This is a genomic window from Ligilactobacillus sp. (assembly GCF_036846325.1).
Taxonomy (GTDB): domain Bacteria; phylum Bacillota; class Bacilli; order Lactobacillales; family Lactobacillaceae; genus Ligilactobacillus.
The window spans coordinates 1-24989 of the sequence record NZ_DAIUCE010000019.1; the positions used below are offsets into that span (position 1 = coordinate 1).

20 protein-coding genes and 1 riboswitch are annotated in these 24989 nt (G+C 49.2%); of the genes, 1 reads left to right on the plus strand and 19 read right to left on the minus strand.

The window, feature by feature from the left end; all coding sequences use genetic code 11:
• The 13 genes from gatB to V7Z60_RS03375 all read right to left on the minus strand — a co-directional run.
• Nucleotides 1–1136: Asp-tRNA(Asn)/Glu-tRNA(Gln) amidotransferase subunit GatB (gatB, locus tag V7Z60_RS03315; RefSeq protein ID WP_334116299.1), on the minus strand; the 1136-nt coding region annotated here is incomplete at its 3' end.
• Nucleotides 1136–2599 (minus strand): Asp-tRNA(Asn)/Glu-tRNA(Gln) amidotransferase subunit GatA, encoded by a 1464-nt coding sequence (gene gatA / locus V7Z60_RS03320; protein WP_334116301.1) that lies wholly within the window; start codon nt 2597–2599, stop codon nt 1136–1138. The genes gatB and gatA, both read right to left, overlap by 1 nt.
• Nucleotides 2600–2601: 2 nt before the next feature.
• A complete protein-coding gene (gene gatC / locus V7Z60_RS03325; RefSeq protein WP_334116302.1) occupies nt 2602–2904 on the minus strand; it encodes an Asp-tRNA(Asn)/Glu-tRNA(Gln) amidotransferase subunit GatC in 303 nt (100 codons plus the stop codon).
• A gap of 85 nt (nt 2905–2989) precedes the next feature.
• The gene (locus tag V7Z60_RS03330; protein ID WP_334116303.1) at nt 2990–4150 is read right to left on the minus strand and encodes a CamS family sex pheromone protein; all 1161 of its coding nucleotides are present in this window, start codon (nt 4148–4150) and stop codon (nt 2990–2992) included.
• Nucleotides 4150–6165 carry an NAD-dependent DNA ligase LigA gene (gene ligA / locus V7Z60_RS03335; protein ID WP_334116306.1) on the minus strand — a complete coding sequence of 672 codons (2016 nt, stop codon included), beginning with the start codon at nt 6163–6165 and terminating at the stop codon, nt 4150–4152. Before ligA ends, V7Z60_RS03330 begins: the two co-directional genes overlap by 1 nt.
• A gap of 11 nt (nt 6166–6176) precedes the next feature.
• Complete coding sequence (pcrA, locus tag V7Z60_RS03340) at nt 6177–8414, minus strand: DNA helicase PcrA (protein ID WP_442918892.1); 2238 nt, start codon at nt 8412–8414, stop codon at nt 6177–6179.
• A gap of 211 nt (nt 8415–8625) precedes the next feature.
• Complete coding sequence (locus V7Z60_RS03345; RefSeq protein WP_334116310.1) at nt 8626–9774, minus strand: 5-(carboxyamino)imidazole ribonucleotide synthase; 1149 nt, start codon at nt 9772–9774, stop codon at nt 8626–8628.
• Between the two features lie 131 nt (nt 9775–9905).
• Entirely contained in the window at nt 9906–11192 is a 1287-nt protein-coding gene (locus V7Z60_RS03350; RefSeq protein ID WP_442918893.1) for a nucleobase:cation symporter-2 family protein, read from the minus strand.
• A 2-nt stretch (nt 11193–11194) separates the two neighbouring features.
• Nucleotides 11195–11773, minus strand: coding sequence for a xanthine phosphoribosyltransferase (locus tag V7Z60_RS03355; RefSeq protein ID WP_334116311.1), 579 nt, complete (start codon nt 11771–11773; stop codon nt 11195–11197).
• Between the two features lie 84 nt (nt 11774–11857).
• Nucleotides 11858–11957, minus strand: a riboswitch (purine riboswitch).
• Nucleotides 11958–12049: 92 nt separating this feature from the next.
• Nucleotides 12050–12709, minus strand: coding sequence for a glycoside hydrolase family 73 protein (locus V7Z60_RS03360; RefSeq protein ID WP_334116313.1), 660 nt, complete (start codon nt 12707–12709; stop codon nt 12050–12052).
• A 42-nt stretch (nt 12710–12751) separates the two neighbouring features.
• Nucleotides 12752–13339, minus strand: a complete 588-nt coding sequence (locus V7Z60_RS03365; RefSeq protein WP_334116315.1) for an ECF transporter S component — start codon at nt 13337–13339, stop codon at nt 12752–12754.
• Between the two features lie 208 nt (nt 13340–13547).
• Nucleotides 13548–14018 (minus strand): YbaK/EbsC family protein, encoded by a 471-nt coding sequence (locus V7Z60_RS03370; protein WP_334116318.1) that lies wholly within the window; start codon nt 14016–14018, stop codon nt 13548–13550.
• Between the two features lie 135 nt (nt 14019–14153).
• On the minus strand, nt 14154–16139 hold the full coding sequence (locus V7Z60_RS03375) for an ABC transporter ATP-binding protein/permease (RefSeq protein WP_334116320.1): 1986 nt from the start codon (nt 16137–16139) through the stop codon (nt 14154–14156).
• A 252-nt stretch (nt 16140–16391) separates the two neighbouring features.
• On the opposite strand from V7Z60_RS03375, the gene V7Z60_RS03380 reads away from it, so the two are divergent.
• Nucleotides 16392–17000 carry a TetR/AcrR family transcriptional regulator gene (locus tag V7Z60_RS03380; RefSeq protein ID WP_334116322.1) on the plus strand — a complete coding sequence of 203 codons (609 nt, stop codon included), beginning with the start codon at nt 16392–16394 and terminating at the stop codon, nt 16998–17000.
• Nucleotides 17001–17081: 81 nt separating this feature from the next.
• Here V7Z60_RS03380 and aroB read toward each other — a convergent pair whose 3' ends face one another.
• The 6 genes from aroB to V7Z60_RS03410 form a co-directional block, all read right to left on the minus strand.
• A complete protein-coding gene (aroB, locus tag V7Z60_RS03385; protein ID WP_334116324.1) occupies nt 17082–18149 on the minus strand; it encodes a 3-dehydroquinate synthase in 1068 nt (355 codons plus the stop codon).
• Between the two features lie 9 nt (nt 18150–18158).
• On the minus strand, nt 18159–19154 hold the full coding sequence (aroF, locus tag V7Z60_RS03390; RefSeq protein ID WP_334116326.1) for a 3-deoxy-7-phosphoheptulonate synthase: 996 nt from the start codon (nt 19152–19154) through the stop codon (nt 18159–18161).
• Nucleotides 19155–19171: 17 nt separating this feature from the next.
• Nucleotides 19172–21205: a transketolase gene (gene tkt / locus V7Z60_RS03395; protein ID WP_334116327.1), complete on the minus strand. Its 2034-nt coding sequence runs from the start codon at nt 21203–21205 to the stop codon at nt 19172–19174.
• A 357-nt stretch (nt 21206–21562) separates the two neighbouring features.
• The gene (locus V7Z60_RS03400; RefSeq protein WP_334116329.1) at nt 21563–22219 is read right to left on the minus strand and encodes a hypothetical protein; all 657 of its coding nucleotides are present in this window, start codon (nt 22217–22219) and stop codon (nt 21563–21565) included.
• A gap of 38 nt (nt 22220–22257) precedes the next feature.
• Nucleotides 22258–23277 (minus strand): helix-turn-helix transcriptional regulator, encoded by a 1020-nt coding sequence (locus V7Z60_RS03405; RefSeq protein ID WP_334116331.1) that lies wholly within the window; start codon nt 23275–23277, stop codon nt 22258–22260.
• A gap of 180 nt (nt 23278–23457) precedes the next feature.
• Nucleotides 23458–24882 (minus strand): cellulase family glycosylhydrolase, encoded by a 1425-nt coding sequence (locus tag V7Z60_RS03410; RefSeq protein ID WP_334116333.1) that lies wholly within the window; start codon nt 24880–24882, stop codon nt 23458–23460.
• Nucleotides 24883–24989: the final 107 nt, after the last annotated feature.

A 24989-nucleotide genomic window follows, 5' to 3' on the forward strand; every position in this document is an offset into this window, starting at 1 on the left:
TCAATCAGTTTGATCATCGTTGCCAGGTGTTCCGGTGTCAGGGCAGTGTCCTGAAGTTCGACCTTGTTGGCATTCAGGTAGGCGGAAACTTCGCCCATCAGCCAGTTGGCTGCAAGCTTGGCATCTGCTCCTGCTGCAACGGTTGCTTCGTAGAAGTCGGACATTTCCTTTGTCTGCGTCAAAACGCCGGCATCATATTCAGGAATTCCCCATTCATTGACGTAACGTTCACGGCGCTTGTCAGGCATTTCGGGAATCGAGTTCCTGACTTCACTGATCCATTCGTCAGAAATATGAATCGGTGGAAGATCCGGTTCCGGGAAGTAGCGGTAGTCGCTTGCGCCTTCCTTGACACGCATCAGAATCGTCGTCCCCGTCGGCACGTCGAAGCGTCTCGTTTCCTGCTGAACCTTACCGCCCGACATCAGAACGCGGGCCTGACGCTTTGCTTCGTATTCGAGACCCTTCTTGACGTGCTCAAACGAATTGAGGTTCTTCATTTCCGTCTTCGTGCCGAATTTGTCCGATCCGACCGGACGGACTGAAATATTGACGTCGGCACGCATGGAGCCTTCTTCCATCTTGACGTCGGAAACGCCGGTAAACTGGATGATCTGGCGCAGGCGCGTCAAATATGCATAGGCTTCGTCAGGAGAAGCAATATCAGGTTTTGAGACGATTTCGATCAGCGGCGTGCCCTGACGGTTCAGATCGACATATGAATATCCGTCCGGATTGTGGGTGTTCTTGCCGGCATCTTCTTCAACGTGCATCTCTTCAATGCCGATTTTCTTCTTCGTTCCGTCCTCGAGTTCGATTTCGATCCAGCCGTCATGCGCAATCGGTGTGTCTGACTGCGTGATCTGGTATGCCTTCGGGTTGTCAGGATAGAAGTAGTTCTTGCGGTCAAAGTGCAGGTCCTTTCTGATCTCGCAGTTCAGGGCCAGGGCTGCGCGCATCCCGTATTCCAGAGCGCCCTTGTTGACCTGCGGCAGAACGCCTGGATAGCCCCAGTCGATCACGTTCGTATTCGTGTTCGGCTCTGCACCGTATTCAACCGGTGCCGGCGAGTATGCCTTGGAGTTTGTCTTCAGTTCAATGTGGACTTCAAGTCCGATCGTTGTTTCAAAGTTCATTAGTCTTGACCCCCAATCTCAGGTACCGCTTTATGGAAATCAGTTGCCTGTTCAAATGCAAATCCTGCCTTATACAGAGTATCTTCTCTGAAACGCGGCGCAACAAGCTGCATCCCGATCGGCAGGCCGTCGGAAAAGCCGGCAGGCAGGGACATTCCCGGAAGTCCGGCCAGGTTGACCGGAATCGTCAGAATGTCGTTCATGTACATCGTAACCGGATCATCGATCTTTTCGCCGATGCCGTATGCCGTAGTCGGTGCCGTCGGTCCGAGAATCATGTCATGCTTTGCAAAGACTGCTTCATAATCGCGGCAGATCAGCGTGCGGACCTGTGCTGCCTTCTTGAAGAAGGCATCGTACGTGCCGGCAGAAAGCGAGAACGTGCCAAGCATGATACGGCGCTTGACTTCATCGCCGAAGCCTTCTGAACGTGAACGCACGTAAACGTCTTCGAGATTCCTGACGTCTTCTGCGCGGAAACCGTAACGGATGCCGTCAAAACGCTGCAGATTTGATGAAGCTTCTGATGAGGCGATGATGTAGTAGACGGGCACGCCGTACTTCGTATGAGGAAGCGAAACTTCGTCAACAGTTGCGCCGAGTTCCTCAAACTTCCTGATTGCATCCTTGACAGCCTGCTGAACGTCTGCGTCAACGCCTTCTGCGAAGTATTCCTTCGGAACGGCGATGCGCATGCCCCTGACGCCTTCATCGATTCCCTTCGTAAAGTCAGGGACTTCCCTGCCTGAGCTCGTGAAGTCGCGTGTGTCGTGGCCGCTGATAGCATTGAGCATCAGGGCATTGTCGTAGACGCTGCGGGTCAAAGGTCCGATCTGATCCAGGCTTGAGGCAAAGGCAATCAGGCCGTAACGCGAAACGCGACCGTATGTCGGTTTGAGACCGACGATGCCGTTGAATGCAGCGGGCTGTCTGATTGAACCGCCGGTATCTGAGCCAAGTGCTGCAATGATTTCACCGGAAGCAACGGCTGCAGCAGAACCGCCTGATGAACCGCCGGGAACCTTCGTCTGATCCCAGGCATTCTTCGTCTTCTTGAAGGCGCTCGTTTCAGTCGAACTTCCCATCGCAAACTCATCCATGTTGAGCTTTCCGACCGTAATCATGCCCTTTTCGTCAAGCTTGTCCATGACGGTCGCATTGTAGATCGGATTGAAGTTTTCGAGCATTTTGCTGCCAGCCGTCGTCTTCAGGTTCTTCGTCACGATGTTGTCCTTTACTCCGACGGGAATTCCGTCAAGCACGTTTCCTTCATCGATTTCCCTCTCATCGGCTGCACGGGCCTTTGCCAATGCCCGTTCTTCATCCAAAGTGATGAACGCGTCAATTTTTTCCTCACGCTTCTTAATTGTTTCAAAAGTTTCCCTTGCCAGTTCCTCGGCACTGAAATCCTTGTTGACAAGACCTTCGTGAAGGCTCCTGAGGTCATTTTCGAAATAGTTCATTTTCAGCCTTCCTCACTTTCATCGATAATTGCCGGAACCTTGATCAGACCGTCTTTTTCTTCCGGAACGTTCTTCATCAGAAGGGTGCGGTCAGTTCCCCTGACGGCAACGTCTTCACGCATGACGTTGACTTCCTCCGTTACGGTTGACGTCACGGGAACGTCTGTCGTGTCAACTTCTCCCAACTGTTCGACCATGTTGATGATTTCATCCATCTGGCCGGTGAACTTCTGGAGTTCTTCATCGGTAAATTCAAGCTTTGCCAGGGAGGCAACGTGCTTTACTTCATTTGCGGTGATTGCCATTTGATATCCTTCTTTCGAGTAATGTCTTTTCTTATTTTAATCGATTATTCTGAATTATTAAACCCACTTGCCGCATTTTACGGAATTAATAACTGTTGAAGACATGCGTATAGTACGAGCTTTGTCCCGAATCCCGCGACAAGAAGGCCTGAACTGTCCCGTCCGATCCCTTGATCGTGATGTCGATCGGAACGCCTGACGGCAGATACGTTCTTGCCATCTGCGAAACGAACTGGGTGAAGCTTGTGATTTCCGTCGTGCTGTAGAACTGGGTCGTAATGTTGACGTGCATCCCCTGGAGTTCCTTGCCCTTGTACTGAGCCTGTGCCGTAACGCCGGCCAGATTCGGGAAGAAGCTTTGCGTCTTGTTCATGAAGGCACTGAACGACGTCGCATCATTTTCATTCGGCACGCTTGACGAATCGGTTGCCGGAAGAACCACGCTCTTGATATCCGTGTCAGTCCATGAACCGATGGAAGTTCCGCTCTTGCTCAACGCATATGCGTAAAACGAACCTCCGACCAGGCTGTCGTTTGGCGCCTGCTTGAACATGCAGATCAGAATCGGCGTGTCGTTTCCGATTTCTGATTTCTGACGCAGACGGGCAAGGATCGTTTCCGCCGCCTTCTGGCCTTCTTCCTTCATCTTTTCAGTCGAGATGTCGGTCGTGTAGGTCGCACCGTACTCTTCCTTCTGGTAATAGTCCTTCTGATTCATCCCGATTCCAATCGTCACGCCGGCAAGTGAAAGCTTGCCGTCCTTTTCCTGCATATAATCCTGTTCTTCAATCTGCTGAACATAGATCGGATTTCTCTTGTCAGCTTCTTTTTTTCCGTTGTCTTCCGGATTGAGTCCGTCAGGATTGTCCTTTGACTTGCGGTCAAGCCAGTTTTCGACGGTATCCTTTGACAGAATCTGCCCTTCCCTGAAGACATAGCTTTTAGTCGGGAACTGTTCCTTTGAAAGGTTCGTCAGCCCTGATTCAAAACTCTTCAAGTTGAGCATGTTCTCTGAATTCTGGTAAACGCCGACTCCGCGCGCCTTGCTTGTAAGATACTGACCATCCTTGATAACGCCCTGATAGTAGTCAGTATCGGTCTGGCCCGTTGTCTGATACCCCTTCTTCCTTGAAGTGACGGCCTGCGAAGTTCCGCCGCCAGAAGTAGCCTTGCCGAGGTTACCACATGCGCAAAGCATTGCCGCGCTGGCAAAAAGGCTGGTCAAAACCAGCAGTTTTTTCTTCATCATTCTTCCTCCATCTTCTGCAGGAACTCTTCTTCATTCATGATTCTTGTTCCAAGTTCCCTTGCCCTGGTCAGTTTGGAACCGGCATCGTGCCCGCAGATCAGCAGATTCGTCTTCTTCGTGACACTGCCGGTGACCTTTGCGCCGTGCTCCTCAAGCCATTTCCTGGCCTCGCTGCGCTTGAGATGTTCAAGCGTGCCGGTCAGGACAATGGTCAGACCGTTAAATTCACTCCCGGAGGCAGCTTCTTCCAATTCGTCCGCAGTCTTTCCGAGATAGTTCATGTTGACGCCGACGCTCTTCAGTTCCTCAATCAATTCGCCTGCCCCTTCCGATCCGAAGTAGGTCAGCAGACTGTCGGCAATCGTTTCACCAATGGTTTCGATTGCAACGATTTCTTCCTTTGACGCACCGGCCAGGGCATCCATCGTCATGAAACGCTCTGCCAGAAGTCTGGCCGCCTTCGCACCGACATGACGGATGCCAAGGCCGAACAGCAGACGTTCAAGCGAATTCCCGCGGCTTGCGTCAATTGCATTAAGCAGATTGCCGGCGGATTTTTCCTTGAACTTGTCAAGCAGCAGCAGGTCGTCAAACGTCAGCTTGTAAAGATCCGAAACGTCATTGATCATTCCGCGTTCAAACAGCTGTTCAATGATCTTCGGGCCAAGGCCGTCGATGTTCATCGCATTTCTCGAGGCAAAGTGCGTCAGACTTTCCTTAATCAATGCCTTGCACTTCGGATTGATGCAGCGAAGCGCCACTTCATCATCCAGGTGCACGAGCCTGGCGCCGCATTCCGGACAGTTCGCCGGAATTTCATATGGTTCTGAATCTTCCGGACGCTTCTCCAGAACGACTTCTGAAATTTCCGGAATGATGTCTCCTGCCTTGTGCAGTTTGACGGTGTCAAGCAGGCGAATTCCCTTTTCATTGAGATAATCCGGATTGTGCAAAGACGCCCTTGAAACGGTCGTTCCTGCCAGCAGAACCGGATCCATGACGGCCGTCGGAGTCACGACGCCCGTTCTGCCAACCGTCCATTCAATGTCTCTGACGACCGTTTCCTGTTCGTCCGGAGGAAATTTGTAGGCAATCGCCCATCTCGGGACCTTGACCGTGTTTCCCACAAGCTCATGCACGGTAAACGGCTCTGCCTTGAGCACGATGCCGTCGATGTCGTATTCAAGTCCTGCACGCTTTGCCTGATACTCGTCAAGATATGCATCGATTTCATCCATCGTTGAACAGACGCGTGACTCGCCGTTGACCCTGAATCCCCAGGATGCCATCTTCTTCAAGGCTTCGCTTTGCGTTTTGACGCCGAATTTCTCCGGTTCCATCAGATAGTAGATGAAGACGCTCAGATTTCGTCCGGCCGTAATTCTTGAATCAAGCTGTCTCAGCGATCCCGCCGCTGCATTTCTCGGGTTGGCAAACACCGGCTGTCCTTCTGCCTCGCGCTTTTTGTTCAAGTCAACGAATGACTTCTTCGGCATGTAGCATTCGCCGCGAACCTCAACCGAAATTTTTTCATTGAGCTTGAGCGGAACGGCGTTGATTGTCTTGAGATTTTCAGTGATGTCTTCTCCGATCGTCCCGTTTCCGCGGGTCGAGCCCTTGACGAAGATGCCGTCTTCATATGTCAGTGAAATTGCCAGCCCGTCGATTTTGAGTTCGCAGTTGTAGCCAAAATCAGCCCCTGCATTTTCATTCAGACGTCTCACGAAATCAGCCAGTTCTTCCTTCGAAAAGACATCTCCCAGAGAAAGCATCGGAATTTCGTGCTCAACCTTCGTGAAATTCGTCAGAATCCTGCCGCCGACGCGCTGCGAAGGCGAATCCACGGTCACAAGCTCCGGAAACTCTGCCTCCAGTTCCAGCAGGCGCCTGTAATTTTCGTCATAGACGTGATCTTCAACTGTCGGTGCATCCTGGACATAGTACTCCCGGCTCCACCTGGTCAGTTTTTCACGAAGACCTTCAAGTTCTTTTCTTGCTTCTTCCTTATCCATGGTTTTTTCCTCTAAACTTTCTTGATTGGCGCAAAGGCAGCCAGCAGACGTTTGATTCCCTTGCCGGAAAAGGCGACGTCAAGCTCTGCATTTTCACCGGAACCATTGACTTTGACGACCGTTCCGAGTCCGAATGCCTTGTGCTCAACCTTGTCACCGATTTTCCAGCCGACGTTTTCGGCACCGGTCTGCGCCGGTCGTTCAATCGTCCCCGGCCTCCTTTTCGGCTTTTCGACTTTTTTAGCCGCAACGGGCCCGTTTGAAAACGGATAGCTTGAGTTATTGACGGTTTCGTTGGCTGATTCCAGCAGCGCATCCGAGATTTCGCCGATAAAGCGCGAAGCCGGATTCTGCTGCGTTCTGCCGTAAAGCATCCTGGACAGAGCGTTTGTCAGATACAGCTTTTCCTCGGCACGCGTAATCCCGACATAGGCCAGGCGACGTTCTTCTTCGAGCTCGGACTCATTCATGGCTGCTCTGCCAAGCGGGAAGATGCCTTCCTCCATTCCAACCAGGAAGACAACTGGAAATTCAAGACCCTTGGCCGCATGAAGCGTCATCAGCGTGACAACGTCATCGTTCTGGTCAACGCCGTCCTGATCCGAAACAAGCGCCAGGTCAGCCAGAAAATCAGTAAACGGATCGCTTTCCTCGTCTTCCGGATTCCAGTTTTCATCAAACTCCTTCGTAACTGACAGAAATTCCTCCAGGTTTTCCAAGCGGCCCTTTGCTTCAAGCGTATTGGCATCTTTCAATGCCTTTTGATAGCCTGTGATTGAAAGAATCTGTTCCGTCATTTCAGTGATCGTGGCTTTACTTTGAACCTGATGGAACAAATTCAGCATATCGCAGAATTCCGTGATCTTCTTCGCAGTCCGAACAGGAATCCCTGTCAGATCAACGCTTTTACCTGCTTCATACAGTGAAATGCCGTGCATGTCGGCAAAATTCTGCAGCTTCGTGATCGAAGTTGCGCCGATTCCTCTCTTCGGCTCATTGACGACGCGCGCAAACGACATCGAATCGTCCGGGTTGGCAACGAGGCGCAGGTAGGCCAGAATATCCATGATTTCCTTTCTGTCGTAGAAACGGTGGGCACCGACCAGCTTGTAGGGAATGTTTGCCTTGACAAACGTTTCTTCAAGCGTACGCGACTGTGCGTTTGTACGGTAAAGAATCGCAAAGTCATTGTAGCTGCGATGCTTCTCCCTGATCTCCCTTTGAATGTTCTTGATGACGAAGTAGCCTTCGTCAGCCGCATTGTCGGCCCGATAATAGGTGATTTTGTCGCCGGATTCATTTTCAGTCCAAAGCGTCTTGTCCTTGCGGTTGAGATTATGCTCGATCACTTCGTTTGCTGCCTGCAGAATCGTCTTCGTCGAGCGGTAGTTCTGTTCAAGTTTGATGACGGCGGCATCCTTGTAATCCTTCTCAAAGTTCAGGATGTTTTCCATATTGGCGCCACGCCATCCGTAGATGCTCTGATCGGCATCGCCGACGACGCAGAGGTTGCGGAAACCCTGTGCCAGCATGTTGACCAGACGATACTGGGCCTCGTTCGTATCCTGATATTCGTCGACATGAATATAACGGAACTTGCGCTGATAGAATTCGAGTGTCTCAGGCGAGCTTTCAAACAGCTGAATCGTCTTCATGATCAGATCATCAAAGTCCATCGTCTGGTTTTTCTTCAGTTCGTCCTGATATATCTGATAGGCGCGCGCAGCGGCAGCTTCCATGGGATTTGCCTCTGCATTTGCCTGCAGAAGCGCATCTTTCGGTTCGATCAGTTCATTCTTCCAGGCAGAAATTGAAGCAAGAAAGCTGCGCGGATCGTATTGCTTCGTGTCAAGATTCAGCGTATCGGCAACGATGTGCTTCATCAGAGTCTTCTGCTCGCTTGGACTGCCGATCGTAAAGGACTTTGAAAATCCGACCTTTTCTGCATCGCGACGCAAAATCCTCACGCACAGGGCATGAAACGTCGAAACCCAGACGGCTTCTGAACCATATTCGACCAGCTTGTCGATACGTTCGCGCATTTCGCGTGCAGCCTTGTTCGTAAACGTGATTGCCAGGATATTCCACGGATTAACGTTCTGATGCTCGATCAGGTAGGCTACGCGGTGTGTCAGAACGCGCGTCTTGCCGCTTCCGGCACCGGCCATGATCAAAAGCGGTCCTTCCGTGCAGACAACGGCTTCTCTTTGCTTATCATTCATTCCGTTTAATAAGTCATTTTGCGTCAAGTTGTTCAATCCCCTCTGAAAGTAATCAATCATTTCCTATTATACCAAAAAAGGCTCATTTGTTCTTTTAAAATTGATTTAAAAGAACCTGTCTTCCCCGTTTCTCCGCGTCTTTACGATGTTGATCCCGAACATGAAAAATGCAGAGCGCTGATATTCCGGCGCACAAAAAAACAGCCGCAATCTCACGGCTGCCTTCATGTCAGCATGCTTACTCCTCATTTATCTCTGCTTCATCCCAAATGCCGGTTGCCTCGATCTGCGCAGCCGCTTTTGCAGGCGTCTCGGCAGAAACGAGTATGTAGCCTTCTCTTTCGACCGGACGCAGAGTTTCAGGAATTCTGAAGAACCTGTATGACCAATTTGATTTAAGTGACCATTGCAGCCGGACCTTCTCGAGATCGGCCGTTGATACGATGACCATTGCGCCACTGGTACGCGGCACTGCATTTTCCAGAGGCATCCCGGCCAGAGCCCGCAGATGCTGTTCAAACATCGACACGCTAGAAGCCTGCTCAAGCACATACCCCGGAACGCTGAGCGCCGGAACCAGGCGCTTGACGTAAAGGGTTCCTTCAGCCGTCAGAAAGAATGCCACCTGCATGACGCCGACATAACTCAATCCCCTGACGATTTCTTTGGCAATGCGCTTTGCCTCCTGTTCGATCTGTTCAGGCACCCTGACCGGTGCGAGCGTTTCATGCAGCACCCTGTCACGATAGACGTTCTCGATCAACGGGAAGAAATTCACTTCTCCGTCTGCATCTCTGGTCAGGATAACCGAAATTTCCTTGTCGCATTCAACCCACGATTCAAGAATGTAGGTTCCAAGATCGATGATGTCTGCGCATCTTGCAATGTCTGTCTGCCTGGTAATCATCTGCTGCCTTCTCTTGCCAAAGCCTTTTTGAATCGGCTTTAAGACGCAGGGATACCCGATTGATCCGATTTCCTGATAAATGTCATCCAGACTGACAATCGTCGCATAAGGCGCAATGTTAACGTTCAACTGCTCGAAAAATGCCCGCTCAAGCAGTCTGTCCTGTGTAATCTCAAGCGTTTCGTGTCCTTGCGGGACTTTCGTGAAACGTTCGAGGAACTCAATCGTCTCTGAGGCAATGTTTTCTGATTCATACGTGACGACATTACATCTTTGCGCAAAATCCTGTAATTTTTCCCTGTCATTCATACGCCCGACGATCTTGACATCTGCCTCTGACAGCGTCGGCACGCTCTGGCCGGTGCAATATGCTGCCACCTTAAAGCCCATCTTCTTGGCGGCTTGAGCCAGCATAATTCCGTTTTGGCTATCCCCGACAATTCCAATCGTATCGCCTGGGAACAACATCGCATTTTCCATTCTGCCACAACCTTCTCGTTTCATATTCATATGATAATGATACCACAACCAGTCGTATCAAAGCATTCATCAGCGGATTCAAAAAGGACTTTTACCATTTTTTAAGCAAAAGTCCTCTTCTTATCAATCAATTATTCCTTGTCCAGGCCCTTCCTGCCGTTAAAGATGAGATTGAGCAGGACCGAACACAAACTGGCAACAACGATTCCGTTTCCTAAAAACAGCTGCAGCGTCTTCGGCAAAGCCTGGAAAATTCCCGGATAGACCGAAACGCCAAGACCGAGTCCGATTGAAACCGCCACAATCAAAATATTGTGCTCGTCCGTGAAGTCAACGTCAAACAGCATTCTGATTCCCTGAACGCTGATCATCGCAAACATCACCAGCATCGCACCGCCCAGGACAGGTGTCGGAATAATCGTCGCAAGCGCTCCGACTTTCGGCAGAAGGCCCATGAGCATCAAAAGCACGGCAGACCAGTAAATCGGACGTTTGGTCTTGATGCCGGAAAGTTCAAGCAGTCCGACATTCTGGGAAAAAGTCGTGTAGGGGAAGGTATTGAACACCCCGCCCAGAATAACCGCAAGTCCTTCAGCGCGATATCCGTGCTTGAGATCGTCCGACGTGATGTCCTTGTCAAGCAGATTGCCCAGCGCAAAGAAAACCCCCGTCGATTCGACCATCGAAACAAGCGAAATGATGATCATCGTTACCGAAGACGACCACTCAAACTGAGGAACGCCGAAATAAAACGGCTGAGGCAAGTGGAACCAGGCTGCCTCGCTGACGGGAGAAAGCGAAACCATCCCCATCAGGAAAGCAACGATAGTCCCGATGATCAACCCGATCAAAACTGCAATCGATCGGACGAAGCCTTTTCCTAAAACCTGAACTCCCAGAATAATCGCAATCGTCAAGAATGCGCAGAAAAGATTTTTCGGAGCGCCAAACGCTTTAGCCGTTGCATCTCCTCCGCCCATGTTCTGCACGGCAATCGGAATCAGAGTCAGACCGATGACCGTAATCAATGTTCCGGTAACGACCGGCGGAAACAAGCGCTTGATTTTTGAAAACTGACCTGCAATCAAAAAAACGAAAACCCCGGCAACGATGATTGCGCCATACATCGTGCCAATCGTAAACTGCCTGCCGATCATCTTAAGCGGTTCGACAGCCTGGATCGCACATCCAAGGACGACCGGAAGCCCGATTCCAAAATAACGGTTGCGCGCAAGCTGCAGAAAAGTCGCCAGTCCGCACATGAAAATATCGATTGAAACAAGGTACGTCATTTGTTCGGCATTAAAATTCAGAGCCGTGCCGATCAGCAGCGGAACGGCAACAGCCCCTGAATACATGGCCAGCAAATGCTGCAATCCTAAAACGGCGGCTCTTCCCTGACTAACTTCTTTTTCCATAATTATTCTTCCCCCACAAAATGCACGGCGTCGTTTTCAAATGAAGAAATGCGTGCCAGAGACTCCAGACGGACTCCCTGCCCCTTGATCCAGTCGGCACCTTCCTGGAATGATTTTTCAACGACGATTCCCACGCCTTCAACCTTGACGTCAGCCTGCTTGCAGATTTCAAGCATTCCCCTGACTGCCTGACCGTTAGCCAGGAAATCGTCAACAATCAAAACATGATCATTGTTTGACAGGAACTTGCTGTCAACCGAAATCGTATTTGTCACTTTTTTCGTATATGAGTAAACCTCTGCAGTGTACGTCTTGTCATCAAGCGTTGCCGGTTTCTTCTTTCTGGCAAACAGAACCGGCACGTTCATGACGAGTCCGGCCATAATTGCGGGTGCTATCCCGGAAGCTTCGACCGTCAAGATTTTGGTAACGGGACATTCCTTGAACAGGCGTGCAAATTCCTGACCAATCTCATACATCAACTGCGGATCAATCTGGTGATTCAAGAACTGGTTAACCTTTAAAACGTTTCCCGGTAAAACGACGCCATCCTGACGAATGCGGTCCTCAAGCAATTTCAAAATAATTCCTCCTCGTGCATCGTACGAAATAAAATTGCAAATAAAAAAGGCTTTCCTTACCCTTAACAGTAAAAAAAGCCAATAAACCTAGCTATTCTTACTCATAGTCCAAGATTTACGGCCTTGGGTAGAAACTTGCCGACCATATTACGGCATTTATACAAGTAACACTAGCATAGGATAACATATTCCAGATTATTCTTCAATGATAACCGGCCGAGAGATCCTTTGCCCTCAGACGGTAAAAGACGTGCCACGACCGTGCGCCATCAGAAATCAAAGCGAATCATACCGGTTCAGATTATATTCTTCAATCAGGGAAATCAGTTTCTGCGCATACCCGGGGTCAGTCGCATATCCTTTATCCTGAAGCGCCTGAGCTGCCTGCTTGTAATCGGATGCCTCGAGAACCGAACGATAATGCTCACTATCCCACTGCGTTCCGTTCAGGAAAAGCTGCGTGTGTGCCCTGACTGAATCATCCCAGCTGTCATATGTAGCAAAACGCGCCTTAACGGTTATCCACTGTCCGTTGACATATTCCTGCGTCGTCAGCAGCACGCTGTTTGCCTGATTGCTTTTTATTCCAAACAGATTATTGTATTTGGAGGAAAGTTCGCTTCTTCCCCAATCAGATTCCAAGGCAGCCTGAGCTAAAGTAATGCTTGAAAAAACGTGATGCTGTCTTTGCTGCTCCTGCGCAACCGGCACAAGTACTTTGATGAAGCTTGATTTATCAGAGTTGTTCCTGGCATCCTGTTCCGTTTGCGGTTCGGTATTTTGAACGCTGTCGACGTCCAGAACCCACTTCGTCAGTTGAACGCTGATTAATGCAACGACCAGCAAAATCAAAATGATGTCAGGATACTGAAGCCTGCCATTGACAATCAGAAATCCTCTCTTCTTCTTTTTCGGATAAGTTCTTTTCCGCGCCACAAAGTTTCACCTCACAAGCACTGAACGGATCACGCAAAACGACTATTTCTTCTCGAGTCTTGACAGCAGCGGAACGGAAATTGCCGGACCGACAATTCCGGCCAGGATTGCTTCCGGAACGCCATTCGTCCCGATAACGCCGAGCAGGTACGGCAAAAGGGCCTTGACGTCAAGCGAATACAATGCCTGAGACTGTCCGCGATAGAGCAGATAGATCAGGCCGAGCACCAGAATCGTATTCGTCATCGCCCCGAGAACTGATGCAACGCACATTGCCGGAACCTTCCTGATTTTATTTCTGAGAAAAACAAATGCATAACCGGCAACAACCCCGATTAAAATCCTGGGCACGACCGATACCAGCGGATTGACGAATACGATTGTCGCCAAAGGACTCGTCGGCCAGACATAGGCTCTGATAAACGTGATGAGTCCCCAGACTCCCCCGACAACTGCGCCGTCACGCGGTCCCAGAACAATCGCCGCGATAATTACCGTGACGTGGATCGTTGTCAGATTCAAAGGCCCGACCGGAATGTACCCGAAGAAGGGCACGAAATTCTGCACGATGATGATTGCGCAAAACAACGCTGTCAAAACGCTGCGAAACGTTTTATTCTTATTACTCAAAATAACACCCTCTATAATTTTTTCGTCAAACCGACTTGTTTCAAATTATATCACAAGTCTCATTTTCAGTGTTATCTTTTAAATCAATATTGTCGAATAAATTCATCAATTTTAATGAATATCGTTCGCAAAATCCTCCATTTGCCTTGATGACTTACACACTGTATTTCGCAAAAAAAGAACTGACGTCACCGCCAGTTTTCCATCATCATTCCCATCCTTTGGCAACATCAATCCATTCCCTGGGATGAGCAAGTTCTTCAAGCTCTTCAAGCGACAGCCGCACCGCAGAATGAGCATCACCTGCAGCCGGATACACTGTCTTGAAGCGCTTGAGCGACTCATCCAGAAAGACGGCCACGTTTTCCCTGACTGCAAACGGGCAGACGCCGCCGGGAGCGTGCCCGATGAACTTTTCCACAACGTCTGCCGCAATCATGCGCGGCCGCTTGTGAAAGCGGTCCTTGAACTTGCGGTTGTCAACTTTGGCATCCCCCGCCATAACTACCAAAAGCGGCTTTTCATCAAGCAGAAACGACATCGTCTTGGCAATGTGTTCCGGCTCGCACCCCAATGCATGAGCAGCTTCTTCGACCGTTGCGCTGGAATCTTCAAGCACGATGATCCGATCCGCATAATTTTCCTTTTCCAGATATTGTTCGACCTTTTCCCGACTCAATCCTGTCACTCCCTTGTAAGATATTGAGATAATTCTAACACCAAGATTAAAATTCAGCAATAACAAATCGAGAATCGGCAAAGCGTTTTTTCATGCACAAAAAAAGCCGCAAAATGCGGCTTCCTTTGAAAGTGATTATTCCTTGCGCAATGATTCGACAGGATCAAGCTTGGAGGCACGGTTTGCCGGGAGCAGGCCTGCCAGCATGCTGATTACGATGCTGATCACGATTCCGGCAATCAGGAACTGCGGTTCCAGACTTACAACGTTCACGTCATAGGCCGGCTTTGTCACCGAATTAATTGCAAAACCAAGAATTTCCGTAATGACAACTCCCAGAAGACCGGAACCAAGACCAATCAGAAACGCCTCTGAAACGAAGATGCGGCGGACGTCTTTACGACGGGCTCCGAGTGCCTTGAGCACACCGATTTCCTTTGTCCGTTCGACCACGGAAATGTTCAGAACGACCAGAATCATGATTGCTGAAACAACCAGGGAAACACCGGCAATTGCAGCCAGAACATAAGTAATGACGTCAAGCATCTGCGTGAACATATCGGTCATTGTTTCCTGCATCGAGCCCGAATAGCCGAGTTTCTTGACCTTGTCCTTGATGGCCTTCGTATTGTCAGAGTTCTTCGTATAAAGGAACACCGTGTTGGCCTTGAGCTTTTGTCCGTTGTCCCTGAACACGCGGCTCAAGTCACCGTAACGGACGACAATCGTACTCGTCTGCGTATCATAGATTCCGCTGACCCTGACTTCCTTTTCAATCGTCTTGTCACCAATCGTAAGCGAAAGCTTGATTTTCTTGCCAATGATGTTCTTGCCCAGAAGATCTGCCGTTGCCTGATCAAGCAGGACTTCGTTCTTCTTTGGAGCATGTCCCTTCGTAATGCTTGACTTCGTAATCGACTTGGACATCGTCATCAGCATCATGATGTTTGCCGTGTTGGATTTGAAGGAAACCTTGTTCGTTCCAAGCGAGAACGTGGAATATCCGCGCTGAATCGTATCGACGTTCCTGATCTTCTTCAATTTGTCGATGTCCTTTTGACTGAAGGTGTTCTTGTCAGACGTCCCGGTCATCATCGAAATGTGATCTTCGCGCACGCTTCCAATCGTGCTTGAATCTCCGGCCTGAACTTTTTCCTGCTGCTTCTTGTCCATTTCAAGGCTTTCCTTATGTACTTCAGTCACGTTCGGATTCGTGTAGGTCACCATCGTGCTCTTGATGTAGTTCGTCACGCCACGCCCGATGCCAAGCATCAAAACAACTGCCATGATGCCGATGCTTGAGCCGAATGCCACAAGTGCGTTGCGCCCGAACTTGGCTTTCATGTTAAGGAAAGCGAGACGAATGGCATTCATCAGGCTCATGTTCTTAATTGGTTTTGCTTCTTTCTTGTCAGTTGGCTTTTTATGAAATTCAACGTCCTGGGTCATATCGGAAATGAGCGAGCCGCTGTCGATTCTAAGAACTCTGGTACAATGCGAAGCAACCCTGTCAGAGTGCGTAACCATCAAAACGAGCTTGCCGCTTTCGGCAATTTCCTTGATCATTTCAAGCACGGTATCGGTCGTTTCGGCATCCAAGGCTCCGGTCGGTTCATCGGCAATGATCACGTCAGGATCGTTGATCAGGGCACGGGCGATGGCTACGCGCTGCTTCTGGCCGCCTGAAATGGCATCCGGCTTCTTATGCATGTGTTCGCCTAAACCGACTTGAGTCAAAAGTTCTGCCGCCCTTTTGTCGCGGGTTTCCTTGTCAACATTTGACAGGGTCATCGCAAGCGAAACGTTGTCGAGCAGGCTCAAATGAGAAATCAGATTGAAGTTCTGGAAGATGAATCCAATGCTTTTCTTGTGAAATCTGTCAAGTTCCTGCTTGGTATAGTCGCGCAAATTCTTGCCCTGATAGATGATTTCTCCTTCAAAATCAGAATCAAGTCCACCGATCAGATTCATTAAAGTCGACTTTCCGCTGCCGGATTCGCCGACAATCGAAACCAGTTCTCCCTCTTCAAACGAGGCGCTGATTCCCTTCAAGGCTTGAAAGGTGCCGCCACCCGGCATCTTATAGACTTTCTTGACGTTCTTTAATTCTAAAACTGCCATATGAAACCTCCGTAAAAATTTAACTTTAGCTTACGTAATATACTATAACAATTAAATTCTGTATAGTCAAATAATATGATTAGGCTTGCCAAAAAATATGAATTGAAAACTTTCCGCTGATTTCCATCCTTACCGAAAAATAAAACCGACAATTGTTGTTTAATTTGACAATATCGATTATAATCATTACTGGATTTTATATCAATCAACAAAAAACAGACAATTGTCGGTTTTTGCGAAAGGCGGCTAATAATGACAGACAAACGAATCCAACGCTCACAGGAAGCCATCGAGACGGCCTTCATCGAGCTTCTCAGGGAAAACAGCTTCAATTCCATCAGCGTGTCGGCGATTATCAGAAATGCCGGCGTCAACCGCAGCACGTTTTACGCGCATTATCTTGACAAATACGATCTTCTTGAAAAGCTTGAGAACAAGCTGCTTGACAGGCTGAACCTGCTGTCGCAGAATCCGGAGAAAATGACACAGGAAAGCCTCCGGGAACGCGCTGTAAAACTTCTCTCCATGCTGTACACTCACCGGGAATTCTTCGCAATCGCAATGGACCAGGAGCTTCGCACCGCATTCGTGGAAAAGGTCTGCCGGATGATTGACATGACATGGGAAAAATACCACAGCAATCACACATTTGCCGTGCCGTTGGAATACGTCAAGAAAGCATGTGCCAGCATAGTTGCATCCGCAGTCACAGGCTGGGTTCAGGACGGATTCAGGGAATCCGTGGATGAACTCGCTGACATCATCACAATTATGCTGTCGGATTTTTACAAATCCATGCTGATTTCCCCGGAAGATGCAGAATTTGAAACATCGATTGAAGAAAAGGAAGATGAATCGTGACAAATGCTCCATACTTTACTTTTCTAATGAAGGCAAAAAAGACCGGAATGCTGCAATGCATTCCGGTCCGTTTTCGTATCTCTATATTTTTCCAATGAACTCTGCCAGTTCATCAAGTGAAACAGTGAACGCTGCAGGCTCACCAATTTTCTTCAGGTAGACAAATGTAAGTGATGACTTTGAGACCTTCTTGTCATGATTCATGACTTCAAGCACCCGTAAATCATCAAGCAGTTCGTCAGTGAGCGGAAGCCCGACCGCTGCAAGCCGTCCGCAGACGGCAGAAGCAACGCCTTCTTCCGTCAGTCCATGCTGCTCGAAGATTCTGTTGACCGCGGCCAGGCCTATGGAAACTGCTTCGCCGTGAAGAAGTCTTCCTGCCGAAAGAAGTTCAACTGCATGACCGATGCTGTGACCGAAGTTTAGAATCCTGCGCAGCCCGCCCTCTTTTTCATCCCTGCTGACAACATCGGCCTTGAATGCAACACTTTGCTGAATGAGTTCGGGGGCATGCTTCAAAATTTCACCAGGAGCTTCAATGCCGCAGACAAGCTTCCAGAACGTGCCTCCCTTCATTGCCGCACACTTGACGACTTCCGCATAGCCTTCGACCGTCACCCGTTCATCAAGAGTCCTTAACGCCATCGGATCAATCAGCACCAGATCAGGCTGATGGAATGTCCCGACAAGATTCTTGCCCTGGTCAATGTCAATTGCCGTCTTGCCACCGACAGAGCTGTCAACCTGGGCAAGCAGTGAAGTCGGAAACTGAACAAACGATATTCCGCGCATGTAAAGCGAAGCGCACAGTCCGCCGAGATCTCCGACCACTCCGCCGCCCAGGGCAATCAATCCGTCACCCCTGGTCAGGCCGAAATCAGCCATCCGGGAAATGACGGAACTGAGCGTTTCCCATGACTTGCTCCGCTCACCGGCCGGAACAGTGATGATCATGTTTTCGAACCCTGCTTCTGAAAGATTTTCTGAAACTTTCCCTGCATAAAGCGGGTAAACGTTCGTGTCGGTTAAAATAACACAACGCCTTTTTGTCCATACCTTTCTGAGATATTCGGCCGGATTTTCAAGAATGCCTTCCTCAATCAGAACGCTGTATGACTTGTTCTCAGTATCAACCGCAACGCTTCGCATTCAAACACCTCATTTCCAGGCTGAAACGACGTTGTGAATCTCTTCGCAGCGACGGGCCATTTCCTTGAATGTATCCGGCTTGAGTGCCTGTGGTCCGTCAGAAAATGCATGTTCAGGATCATCATGAATCTCAACAATCAAGCCGCTGGCACCTGCCGCAACGCCGGCCTGGGCAAGCGGTGTGACGAGGTCCCAGACACCGGCAGCATGACTCGGATCGACAATGACCGGATAATGAGTCAGCTGCTGAAGAACAGGAACAGCACCGACATCGAACGTATTGCGCGTGTACTTGTTGTCAAACGTGCGGATTCCGCGTTCAATCAGGATAATCTGATTGTTGCCGCCTGCGGCAATGTATTCGGCAGCGTTAAGCACATCGTCAATCGTCGCAGACATACCGCGTTTCAAGGCAACCGGAATCTTCGTTTTACCGACTTCCTTAAGGAGTGAAAAGTTCTGCATGTTGCGGGCACCAATCTGGAAGAAATCAGTGTATTTTCCGACAAGTTCGACGTGTTCGTCATCCATTACCTCAGTAATAACATCCATCCCGTTTTCATCGGCAGCTTCACGCAGGTATTTCAGACCTTCTTCACCAAGTCCCTGGAACGAGTAAGGCGATGTTCTCGGCTTGAATGCGCCGCCGCGAAGAACCGTTGCACCGGCTTCCTTTGCGACTCTGGCCATGCGGTGAATGTGTTCTTCGCTTTCAACGGAGCAGGGACCGGCCATCAAAGCCAGCCCGCTTCCGCCGACTTCCGTATGAGCCGTTTTGACAATCGTATCTTCCGGATGAAGCAGACGGCTTGACTGAACCGCTGCCGGAACGTTCGTAATCACGTCTTCCGCCGCATTGAGAACTTCGCTTGGAATTTCGCCTGCCTTGGCACCCTGGACAGCAACGCGGTTTTCATGCACGAAAACCTGCTTCCTGCCTTCAAATGCCTTCTTGACGACTTCAATTTTTTCCTTTGCTTCATCCTTCTTCAAAACAATAATCATAATACTTTCCTCCTAAATTATAAGCGAATTGCCGATAAATGATTTTCACCGGTTACATTTGTCTTCTGAAATGTCAGAACAACGTTTTCGACTGTGAACCCTGCATTTGCAAGTACATCGTCCATTGCGCCGCTTGCACCGAATTCATCAAGTCCGACGATTGTTCCGTCGAGTCCGACGTAACGCTCCCAACCGCGCGTCGAGCCCATTTCAATGGCTGTTCTTCTTCTGACGGACGGCGGAAGAACCTGATCCTTGTAATTTTGCGGCTGTGCATCGAAACGTTCCATGGATGGCATGGATACGACGCTGACGTCTTCACCCAACTTGAACAAACGCTCCTGAGCCTTGACTGCCAATGAGACTTCCGACCCGGAAGCAATCAGAATTCCGCTTGGACGCATCCCCTTTTGCGGGGAAACGACGTATCCTCCGCGAGCAACGCCTGCGTCTGCAAGCCTGGACGTCCGTGACAAAACAGGCAGCTTCTGGCGGGTCAGAACCAATACCGTCGGATGATCAACGGAATCAATCGCCTGTTGCCAGGCAGCGATCACCTCGTTCGGATCAGCCGGACGAAGCACATCGACATTTGGCAATGAGCGCAGACTCATCAGCTGTTCAACAGGCTCATGCGTCGGTCCGTCCTCTCCGACTGCGATTGAGTCATGCGTGAAGACGTAGACGACCGGAAGCTTCTGCAGGGCAGACAGGCGAATTGCGCCTCTCAGGTAATCCGAGAAAACGAGGAACGTTCCGCCGAATACTCTGAGACCGCCATGCAGGGCCATTCCGTTCATGATCGTTCCCTGAGCAAACTCGCGAACGCCGTATGCGACATTTCTTCCGGTCGGATGCTCGTCATCAAGCAGACCGCTTGCGTCAATCGCGGTTTTGTCTGATGAAGACAGGTCTGCAGAGCCGCCGACAAGATTATCCATTTTTTCCGCAAGTACCTGAATAACCTTATGACTCGTATCGCGGCTTGCTTCCGCCCCGCTTTCGTAGCGAGTCATCCCGTCAAGAGCATTGAGGCAGCGCTTGCCGTTCAGGACCGCAACCGTCTCATCAAAGCATTCTTCATCAGATGCCGCCAAATCGTCAAGCACCTTGCGCCAGGCTTCATGAGCCTTTTTGCCACGATTTTCGATCATCGTTTCAGCTGCAGCCCTGACTTCCGGCAAAACCGTGAATTCCGGTCCGTCATACCCGAGGCGCGTGCGGAGATTTTCAAGTCCGTTTTCGCCAAGCGGCGCACCATGCACGGCGTTTGTTCCGGCCTTGTCAGCTCCGAAACCGATTGTCGTCTTGATTTCGATCAGACTGGGCTTAGACGTTTGCCTGGCCTTTTCGATTGCCCGATCGATTTCATCAACGTCATTGCCGTCCGCAACCAGCTGCGTATCCCAGCCATAGCTTTCAAATCTGCGGCAGACATCCGTCCTGAAGCTTCTTGAAGCCGGTCCGTCCAACGAAACGTCATTTGAATCATACAGGACGATTAATTTGGAAAGACGCTGATTGCCGGCAAAACTGGCTGCTTCATGCGAGATTCCCTCCATTAAGTCACCGTCGCCGACAAGACAGTACGTGAAATGATCGACCACTTTGGCTTTCCTGTTCAAGCGAGCCGCCAGAGTTCTTTCAGCAAGAGCCATCCCGACGGCCATCCCGATACCCTGACCCAGAGGGCCCGTCGTTGCTTCAACGCCGGGAACATGACCATGCTCAGGATGACCGGGAGTCCTGCTGCCAAAACGACGGAAATTCTTAAGATCATTAATCGACAGATCAAAACCGCTGATATGGAGCATTGCATATAAGAGTGCCGATCCATGTCCGGCCGAAAGAACGAAGCGGTCGCGATTCGACCACTCGGGATCTTTTGGATCCACTCGCAGATGTCTTGAGAATAACGTCCACATCATCGGAGCCGCTCCAAGTGCAATTCCCGGATGTCCTGAATTTGCCCGCTGAATCATTTCGCAGCTTAAAACGCGCAGATTGTTGATTGCAAGTTCATCAATATTTTGTCCAACTTCTTTTGTCATTTTCGTGTCCTCCTGATTAATAAAAAAGCTCCTACAGCGACACTGTAAGAACCGGAAATCTGTCAAGATACGAAAAACAGAAAATTAAAAAGGCCTCACAGTGCAATTGCATCCATGCGACCTTTGACCACAAGAAAATCATTACCGGCCGCATCCAGTCTGGGAAAGTAACGCCCATACCGAATGCGGCACCGACGTTACTGGATAAACCAGTAATAGTAAAATCGTAATTGAGATTTTGCAGTTGATCTTCTCATGATTATATTCTCCTTAAAAAATTAAATCGTTATTAAATAAACTTGTTGATACGATTATAATTCGATTTTTTGAATTCGTCAACCATTTTTTCAGCATTTTTTAATTTTTATGAAAAAAGAATCTCTTCATCCACGAATCGTCGCCCTTGATTTTAACGAAGGCAACCGCAGCGAACAGAAACGCACCGATGAAGTCGGCAATCAGATCTCCCATCGTGTCCATCAGTGCAGCCCTTCCGACCAGCATGTGTCCGTCTGCCATATAGCGTTGCAGATTCATCCCGAACGAATCACACGTAAACTCATAGAATTCCCATAAAACACCGCACATCATCGCAAATGCAGTTGCGTACAGACTGATGAAGAACGGCGGAAGCTTCTGACGCTCCTGGGGAACGAGCGCACCGAAAATAGCCAGCGCAAAACTTGCGAGCAAGGCACCGCTGATAAGATGGAGTCCTTTGTCCCAATAAGGAATCCGATAAAAATGATAGATGGTTCCCAGATAAATTGCCCCGAAGATGAAAAGCAGAAAGAATCCGTAAATCATCGGCGGCAGATACAAGTCAAACTTAACCGAAATTATCTTCGGAAGACAGACAATCACAATCCCCAGGATGATTTCCAGGCAAAGAAACAATGCTGCATCCCTGCCTCTTGAACCAGTGGCCAAAAACGCATCTTTAGCCGTCAAAACAAGAGAAAAGAGCATCATCAGCACAATTGCCGCCAACCCGCAGTCAGTAGCTTTTTTCATATTCAAAACACGTCCTTTCAAATTCAATTATCCTATCGTCACTCGAAACTGGCAAGCATTTGTTCCTGGCGGTAGCGGCTCGGCACGATGCCGTACGTTTCCCTGAAGGCCCGGCTGAACTTGCTCTGGCTGGAGTATCCGACCGCCCTTGCGACTCCGGAAAGCAGCATGTCACTTTCCTTAAGCATTTCGGAAGCCTTCTTCATTCGATAGTCCTTCATGTATGAAGCAATCGGTTTTCCGTAAACCTTCTTGAATACGGCCTTGAGCGTCGTCTGGTTCATCAGGAACTCGCCTGAAAGCACGTCGATCGTATATCTTTTATCCAGATTTTCAATCAGCTTTGCATGAACTTTCTGAATCGTTTCGATTTGATCCCTGGAATATTTTTCCCTGGAAAATGCAGGGCTTTCAACCAGCTTCAGACGCAACATCAACTCCTGCATTTTAACCCTGGCATAGGGAATGACCATCGATTCCGGCAGGTCATACAGCACTGAAAACAATGAGTCGACTGCCGAACTTGCCAGAATGGTTGTCGAACCGTCAGTTCCCCTGCCGCAGAATTTCTCATATATCTGATTGACATCAAGCGAGGCCGATTTCAACAATTCAAGGAATTCTTCCTGAACCCTGTCAAGATCCATGAAAATGCAGAGGCCCTGATAATATTCAAGGGGAAACTCGATTTCGGAATGAGCACAGCTGTTCATATCGTGCAGGGACATGTCGCCTTCCCCAAGGTAAAGCGCCGATCCGTCCCCCATTTCCCAGCCGATTCGCCCGAACCGGCAGTGATTGATTTCAATCGTCCTTCTCTCCAGACAATCATGACTGAAATTGAGCGACCTTGCCTGATAAGTTCTGAAGCAAAGTTCGATTCCGGGAGCAATTTCATATATTTCAAGCTTGCCTTTTCCCTTTTCAAAAAGAGTTGCATACAGGTTGCTTTCGATCAACAGCGAATCAGAGGATCCTTCAAAGTGATTTTCAATGGCAATTTTGCCGTCAGGAACTTCCCGAAGCTTTTTTTTGAGTTTTAGTTTGACCTCATCCATTTAATCACCTCAAACTTATCATACCATTTATCGACAAAATTAGCCCGTTTGGAAAAATATCTGTCCCGTTCGGGCAAAACCAAGCCGCTTTCCTTGTTAGTTTTGATTTGGGAATGTATGCTGAATTTTGTAGACAAAAAGCCGTTCCCGGTTTTAAATCGGAAACGACTGTTTTATCTTCTATTTAATGTAGCAGACCGAATAGACAATCAGACTTTCGTTTTGAGCGCTGACATTGACGCAGTCGAGCTTGTTTGCAAAGTCGCTCGTGCCAAAGGCCTTGACGCATTCGTCATAACTGAACTCGGCATAGCGACGGCCATTGATGTTTCCAAGCTTCGTCGGCGAAACCTTGGCCCATTCACTTGCTCCTGACCAGCTTTGAAGGTCAAGTTCAAGATGGCCCGTTCTGCCGTAGTATTCGACGTAGAACTTGCCGCCCCTGGTTACCTGGCCTGCGTCGAAACTGCCACCGTTCCTGGTCGTCTTGACCGAAACTGCCTGTCCCCAGTTTGATGCCTGTGACTTGCCCCAGAAAAGAGAAACATAGTTGTTCCTGCTTTCTCCCTGGCTTCCGCTTTGGCCGCCCTGGCTTCCGCTCTGGCCGTTGCCGAATACAGAGCATTGCTTCGAAGTCTTTCGAATGCCGTCCTGTCCGTTAATGACGCGATTGCCAAACGTTGTCAGGCTGTTTCCGTTCCAGTCGTTTGTCATGTCAAGAAATGCCAGGTCGGAATTGTTTCCCTTCCATGACCATGCCAGGTATCCGACATTCTTTTGATTGCAGTAGCTCATGATCGTATCTTCATCAACATCGCCGTTCGTGTGCTGACCGCCGAATTCCCCGATTACGACCGGGACGCCGGTTCCAAGCGAATTGTCGATGTTGTTGCGGACGGTCTGCGCATTTGCGCCGGCGTATTCATACATGTGAATTGAAAATACCGTATTCCTGTCAGGATCCGATTCATAAACCGAACGGCCGTAATTCTTGATTGAATCCGGATACTGACCCCATCCGGCAGAATCAACCATCAGCATGTTCTTGATGCCGGCTCTTCTGATTTTTGGAATAACCTGCTTGTATCCGTCAGCCCAGGCCTTGCCATTCCATGATCCATACCATTCATTTGCGATGTTCAAAACGACGTACTTGCGATTCTTATTCAGGAAATCCTTCATGCTGATCCAGTAATCGGCCGCATCCTGCAATGGCTTCAATTCATCTTTTCCGGTTGCATCGTGTGCTTCGACGATTGCAACAAGCTTGTTTTGCCTGCACCAGTCGACAATCTGCTGAAGTTCCTGTTGAGAAGTCCTGTCGTAAAGATCACCGTCGGCACAGACGATTCTAACCGTGTTTGCCCCCGTTTTTGCAATTGCTTCAATCGACTGTCTGGTATAATTCCTGTACCAGGCATGCGCAACGTTAATGCCGCGCATAACGAACTTCTGATCATTTGCATCCTTGATTGACGTTCCGCTGACATAAAAGCCGTCAGCGGCATGAGCAGTTGCCATCGGTGCAAATGCAAATGCAGCACCGGCGATGGCCATTGACAAGACTAACTTCTTGCTTTTTTTAATAGCAGTTTCAAAACCCATGTTAAGACCTCCGTAATGAACCAAAATTTGTCCATTTTCTATATAACATTATTTTTTTATCGGCCGATACTTATATTATTATAAACGCTTTCATTTTTGTCAACATC

Excerpts from the sequence above, each read along its gene's own strand:
- gatA (WP_334116301.1), bottom strand. The coding sequence starts at position 2,599 with ATGAACTATTTCGAAAATGACCTCAGGAGCCTTCACGAAGGTCTTGTC.
- gatC (WP_334116302.1), bottom strand. The coding sequence starts at position 2,904 with ATGGCAATCACCGCAAATGAAGTAAAGCACGTTGCCTCCCTGGCAAAG.
- V7Z60_RS03330 (WP_334116303.1), bottom strand. The coding sequence starts at position 4,150 with ATGAAGAAAAAACTGCTGGTTTTGACCAGCCTTTTTGCCAGCGCGGCA.
- ligA (WP_334116306.1), bottom strand. The coding sequence starts at position 6,165 with ATGGATAAGGAAGAAGCAAGAAAAGAACTTGAAGGTCTTCGTGAAAAA.
- V7Z60_RS03345 (WP_334116310.1), bottom strand. The coding sequence starts at position 9,774 with ATGGAAAATGCGATGTTGTTCCCAGGCGATACGATTGGAATTGTCGGG.
- V7Z60_RS03350 (WP_442918893.1), bottom strand. The coding sequence starts at position 11,192 with ATGGAAAAAGAAGTTAGTCAGGGAAGAGCCGCCGTTTTAGGATTGCAG.
- V7Z60_RS03375 (WP_334116320.1), bottom strand. The coding sequence starts at position 16,139 with ATGGCAGTTTTAGAATTAAAGAACGTCAAGAAAGTCTATAAGATGCCG.
- V7Z60_RS03380 (WP_334116322.1), top strand. The coding sequence starts at position 16,392 with ATGACAGACAAACGAATCCAACGCTCACAGGAAGCCATCGAGACGGCC.
- aroB (WP_334116324.1), bottom strand. The coding sequence starts at position 18,149 with ATGCGAAGCGTTGCGGTTGATACTGAGAACAAGTCATACAGCGTTCTG.
- aroF (WP_334116326.1), bottom strand. The coding sequence starts at position 19,154 with ATGATTATTGTTTTGAAGAAGGATGAAGCAAAGGAAAAAATTGAAGTC.
- tkt (WP_334116327.1), bottom strand. The coding sequence starts at position 21,205 with ATGACAAAAGAAGTTGGACAAAATATTGATGAACTTGCAATCAACAAT.
- V7Z60_RS03400 (WP_334116329.1), bottom strand. The coding sequence starts at position 22,219 with ATGAAAAAAGCTACTGACTGCGGGTTGGCGGCAATTGTGCTGATGATG.
- V7Z60_RS03405 (WP_334116331.1), bottom strand. The coding sequence starts at position 23,277 with ATGGATGAGGTCAAACTAAAACTCAAAAAAAAGCTTCGGGAAGTTCCT.
- V7Z60_RS03410 (WP_334116333.1), bottom strand. The coding sequence starts at position 24,882 with ATGGGTTTTGAAACTGCTATTAAAAAAAGCAAGAAGTTAGTCTTGTCA.